The following is a 4,634-nucleotide window of genomic DNA, read 5'->3' as shown; positions in this document are numbered from 1 at the left end:
CGGGATCTGCGAGAGCACCGGGCCGAAGAAGGCGACGCCGTTGACGTGGATGGTCGGCGTCCCGACGTCCTCACCGACCGCGTCCATCCCGGCGTACACCGCCGGCACGCCGGCGCTGCGCACGTCGGCACGGGCGGCGTTGCGGCGCCGTTACGGCATCACCGACCTCGCGCCGGACGCGGTGCTGCCGGTGATCGGGACCAAGGAGCTCATCGCCTGGCTGCCGACGCTGCTGGGGCTCGGACCCGACGATCTGGTCGTGGTCCCCGAACTCGCCTACCCGACCTATGAGGTGGGGGCCAGGCTGGCCGGTGCCCAGGTGCTGCGCGCCGACTCCCTCACCCAGCTCGGTCCGCAGGTGCCCGCGCTGATCTACCTGAACTCGCCGAGCAATCCGACCGGCCGGGTGCTCGGCGTGGACCATCTGCGCAAGGTGGTGTCATGGGCCCGCCAGCGTGGCGTGCTGGTCGCCTCCGACGAGTGCTATCTGGGCCTGAGCTGGGATGCACAGCCGCTCAGCGTGTTGCATCCGTCGGTGTGCGACGGCGACCACACCGGACTGCTGGCCATCCACTCGTTGTCGAAGACCTCCTCGCTGGCCGGCTACCGGGCCGGGTTCGTCGCGGGCGACCCCGCCCCGGTGGCCGAGTTGCTCGCGGTCCGCAAGCATGCCGGAATGATCGTGCCGACGCCGGTGCAGGCGGCCATGGTCGCCGCCCTCGACGAGGACGAACACGAAGTGGCGCAACGTGATCGGTATGCCCGCCGCCGGGACGCGCTGCTGCCGGTGATGCGGTCGGCCGGGTTCAGCGTCGAGCATTCCGAGGCCGGGCTGTACCTGTGGGCCACGCGTGATGAACCGTGCCGCGATACCGTCCGGTGGCTGGCCGAACGCGGGATCTTGGTCGCACCCGGCGAGTTCTACGGGCCCGCCGGTGCGCGGTTCGTGCGGGTCGCGCTGACTGCCACCGATGAGCGCATCGCCGCCGCGGTCCAGCGCCTCGCCGAGACCGCCGAACAGACATAAACCTGCCCGTTTTCGCCGAGAACCAGGCAGTTTTGTGTCTGCTCGCGGGGGAAGGGTTACGGCAGTAGTCCCAGCGACATCGCGGTGGTGACGGCCGCGGTCCGGTCCGACACCCCGAGTTTGTGGAACGCCCGCAGCAGATGGGTCTTCACCGTCGCCTCGCTGATGTGCAGGGCGCGGCCGATATCGGCGTTGGTGGCGCCGGTGGACACCAGCGCCAGCACCTCGGCCTCACGCACCGACAAGGTCACCGACGGTGCGCGGACCGCGTTCACCAACCGGTCGGCAACGCCGGGGGCCAGCACGGTCTTACCCCGCGCGGCATCGCGTACCGCGCCGGCCAATTCGGCGCGGGAGGCATCCTTGAGGAGATAACCGGTGGCCCCGGCCTCGACGGCGCGCAGGATATCAGTGTCGCTCTCGTAGGTGGTGACCACGACGATATGGATCGCCGGATCCTCGGCCAGGATCCGGGCGGTCGCGCCGACGCCGTCGAGTCCGGGCATCCGCAGATCCATCAGGATGACGTCGGGGCGCAGCTTCTGGGCCAGCACGATCGCCTCGGCGCCCGAGCCGGCCTCGCCCACCACGGTCAGGTCCGCCTCGGCGTCGATCATGCCGCGCAGGCCCTCGCGCACCACCGGGTGATCGTCGACCAGCAGCACCCTGGTCGGCTCGGCGGTCATGCCGGCACCGCCACGACGATCCGTAGCCCGCCGCCGTCGGGTGTCGACACCGTCAGGGTGCCGCCGACCTGCGCCAGCCGGGCCCGCATACCGCGTAGGCCGAATCCGTCGACATGATCGGGCCGCAGCCCGATCCCGTTGTCGGACAGGGACAGCCGCACCCCGGCCGGGGCGGGTTGCAGCCGCACCCGCAGTTCACTGGCATTGGCATGCCTGCGCACGTTCGACATCGCCTCCTGGGCGCTGCGCAGCAGCACCACATCGGCGGCCATGCCGAGCGGCGGTAGGTCGGCGTCGATCTGCATGTCGACGGCGATGCCGGTCTCGGCGGCCAGGTCGTCGCACTGACGGCGCAGCGCCGCGGACAGTGAGCCCGCCTCCAACGCGGCCGGGGTCAGCCGGGTCACCATGGTGCGGGCCTCGGCCAGGTTGTCCCGCGCGGTGCTGCGGATCAGCTCGATGTGCTGGGCCGCGGCGGTCGGATCGCTGTCGACCTCCGCCTGCACCGCCTGGGCGAGCGCCACGATGCTGGTGAAGCCCTGGGCCAGGGTGTCGTGGATCTCGCGGGCCAGCCGTTCCCGTTCGGCGGCCACCCCGGCCTGCATCGACAGCCGGGCGGTCTCGGCCCGGCTGGCTGCCAGCTCGGCGACCGTCTCGGTCAGCTGCTGCCGCTGCCGCATGGTGGTCATGATCGTGGTGCCGATGATCGGAGCCGCGACCGCACCGACCAGTGTCACCGCCGCGACCGGCAGCAGATGGGGCCAGTGGGGTCCGTGGACCGCCACGGCGAGGGCCAGCGGTGCCAGGGTGACCAGGAAGGTCAGCGTCAGCGCCGCGGCCAGCGGCAGTGTGGCGAAGATCAGCGGGTAGAGCGCCGGGATCGCCGCGACGGCGGGGCCGGCCGCCACGAGGGCGACCTGCCACAGCCCGATCATCGCCGCCAGGAAGGCCGCGGTCCTGGCCCGCACCGGGCCGGTGATCGAATGAGCGTCGCGAATGATGTTGCGGCCCAGCAGTAGAACGATCAACACCATGGCGCCCAGCGCGCCGCAGGCCACCGGGACATTGCCGCCGACGGTGGGGCGCAGCAGCACCACGGCGACGATCGCCGCGATGCACAACCCGCAGACGTAGGTCTCCCACATCCAGTGCCAGTCCGCAGGCTCGCCCGCCCGGGCAGGCGCCGTCGGTGACCCGCTGTCGGTCATCTGCCGATGCTATCCGCCCCGCCACCCCCAGTCGCCACCCAGTTGCCATGGAATCCGTGCGGGACCCGGACCGGAATATGCACCATGCCAACGGCCTCCAGGGTCTGGCCGTCCAGAAGTACCAGGTCGCTACGATTCTCGGCCCGGTCGTAGACGAAACCCATCAGCACACCGTCGTTCTCGCCGGCGTCCTCGGCCGACGGCACGAAGACGAACTCGCCGGGTTCACGGCCCGGCCCGAAGTCGACGCGTTGGGCAGTCCCGTCGCGCAGATCGTGGCGAAGGATCGTGGTCGCCGCCGCGGACGGTCCGACCTCGACACCGACGGTGTAGCCGTAGCGGTGTTCGGCGCCCACCACCCGCTCGTCGATGCGCGGGAACTCCTGGGCTCCGTCATGGAGTCGCTGGTCCCGCACCCGGCCGGTGCGCAGGTCGATCGTCCAGCGGTCCAACGTGATCGACTCGGTGACCAGGCGGTCGCCGGTGGTGAACACCGCAGGATGGCGGACCACGTCGAGCACGATCCGCTCACCGTCGGGCCCGGTGTGGTCATAACCGTTGAGGGTGTGAAACACATAGCACGGCGGGATGTCGAACCACCGGATGTCGGCCGCGGTTCCCTCCCGCGGCATGACTCCGATGCGGGCACCGTTCTCGGGTGCCCAGCGGTACGGCATCGTCGAGGACGGCAGCGCGGCGCGTTCGGATCCGCGCATCGCCGCGCGCAGCACGAAGTCCGGCGCCGCGTGCCGGGCGGCGAACCCGGTCAGCAGCCGCGCCGTGGCCCGCGCCGGGGCGCTCTTGACCATCGTCGTCAGATCCAGCACCACCGGCAGGTCGTAGATCACCACATACTTCCCGGTCAGGGTGAAGTCGTGCATCATCGTGTGCGTCGGCAGGGCGATGTCGACGGCCCGCCGAATCCGGCCGTCCACCCCGGTGACGGTGTAGCTCACCAGGTTTCCCCGCATCGGGTTGTACGATACGGCGTGCAGCTCACCGGTTTTCGGATCGTGCTTGGGGTGCGCGGTGAACCCGCCGAACAGGGTGCCGCAGAAATCGGACGGGCCGACGGTGTCGAGTTCCTCGGTGAGTTTGTACGGCCGCACCCCGGCCTCGGTGACGGCGAACGTCTTGCCGGCGTGGCCGATGACGTTGGTATTGGCGGCGAAGTCGAATCCGCCCGCATGCGCGCCACCGACCCAGCGCTCGCCCAGGTCGCGGGCCACCGAGGAGGACCGCACCCAGCGGTTGCGGTACCAGGTCGCCACGCCGTCGCGCAGCCGGATCCCGTGCGCCATCCCCTCGCCGAGGAACCAGTGATGGTGCCGCGGGTCGGGCGGCCGCAGCGGGTTGGGCCCCATGCGCAGATAGCGCCCGTCCAGATAGTCCGGGATGGTCCCGGTGACGGCGAGGTCGGTGACGGTGACCTCGTCGTGCACCGGGGCGAAATTGCCGCTCAGATACGGATGCTCGGAGTGTTGGGGTTCCGCTTCTGTGGTCATATCGACACCCTGCCCCCGCGCCGCGGCCGGTGCGACGACTTCCCGGCTGATCGTGATGTCAACCGAACGGTGGACACCGTGCCCCCCTTTCCCCGGCGAGCAGACGCCGCGGTACCCGACACGCCCGGGATTTGGGTACCGGCGCGGGGGGGCGCCCACGGAGTGGGGGGGGTTGAGGGGGGGGCCCCCACGCCGAAGGGAAGAGGGG

At 70.8% G+C, this 4,634-nt stretch carries 3 protein-coding genes and 2 pseudogenes; 1 reads left to right on the top strand and 4 read right to left on the bottom strand.

Annotated features, from left to right (window positions below):
- A pseudogene (locus tag ACWDTP_RS37550) lies at window positions 1-96 on the bottom strand (mycothiol-dependent nitroreductase Rv2466c family protein); the annotation flags it as partial.
- Between ACWDTP_RS37550 and dapC the strand changes: the two are divergent.
- Window positions 95-1,027: pseudogene (dapC, locus tag ACWDTP_RS37545) on the top strand (succinyldiaminopimelate transaminase); the annotation flags it as partial. The pseudogenes ACWDTP_RS37550 and dapC overlap by 2 nt on opposite strands.
- A gap of 56 nt (window positions 1,028-1,083) precedes the next feature.
- Here dapC and ACWDTP_RS37540 read toward each other — a convergent pair.
- Genes ACWDTP_RS37540 through ACWDTP_RS37530 form a run of 3 tightly spaced genes read right to left on the bottom strand, consistent with a single transcriptional unit; the run spans window position 1,084 to window position 4,426 of the window.
- Complete coding sequence (locus ACWDTP_RS37540) at window positions 1,084-1,713, bottom strand: response regulator (protein ID WP_450028286.1); 630 nt, start codon at window positions 1,711-1,713, stop codon at window positions 1,084-1,086.
- A complete protein-coding gene (locus ACWDTP_RS37535) occupies window positions 1,710-2,921 on the bottom strand; it encodes a sensor histidine kinase (RefSeq protein WP_450028285.1) in 1,212 nt (403 codons plus the stop codon). Before ACWDTP_RS37535 ends, ACWDTP_RS37540 begins: the two co-directional genes overlap by 4 nt.
- Window positions 2,918-4,426 carry a carotenoid oxygenase family protein gene (locus ACWDTP_RS37530; RefSeq protein WP_450028284.1) on the bottom strand — a complete coding sequence of 503 codons (1,509 nt, stop codon included), beginning with the start codon at window positions 4,424-4,426 and terminating at the stop codon, window positions 2,918-2,920. The genes ACWDTP_RS37535 and ACWDTP_RS37530 overlap by 4 nt, the downstream gene beginning before the upstream one ends.
- Window positions 4,427-4,634: the final 208 nt, after the last annotated feature.

It is taken from the genome of Mycobacterium sp. NPDC003449 (genome assembly GCF_053588415.1).
The sequence above is the reverse complement of the archived record's forward strand: the minus strand, read 5'-3'. Positions and strand labels throughout refer to the sequence as shown.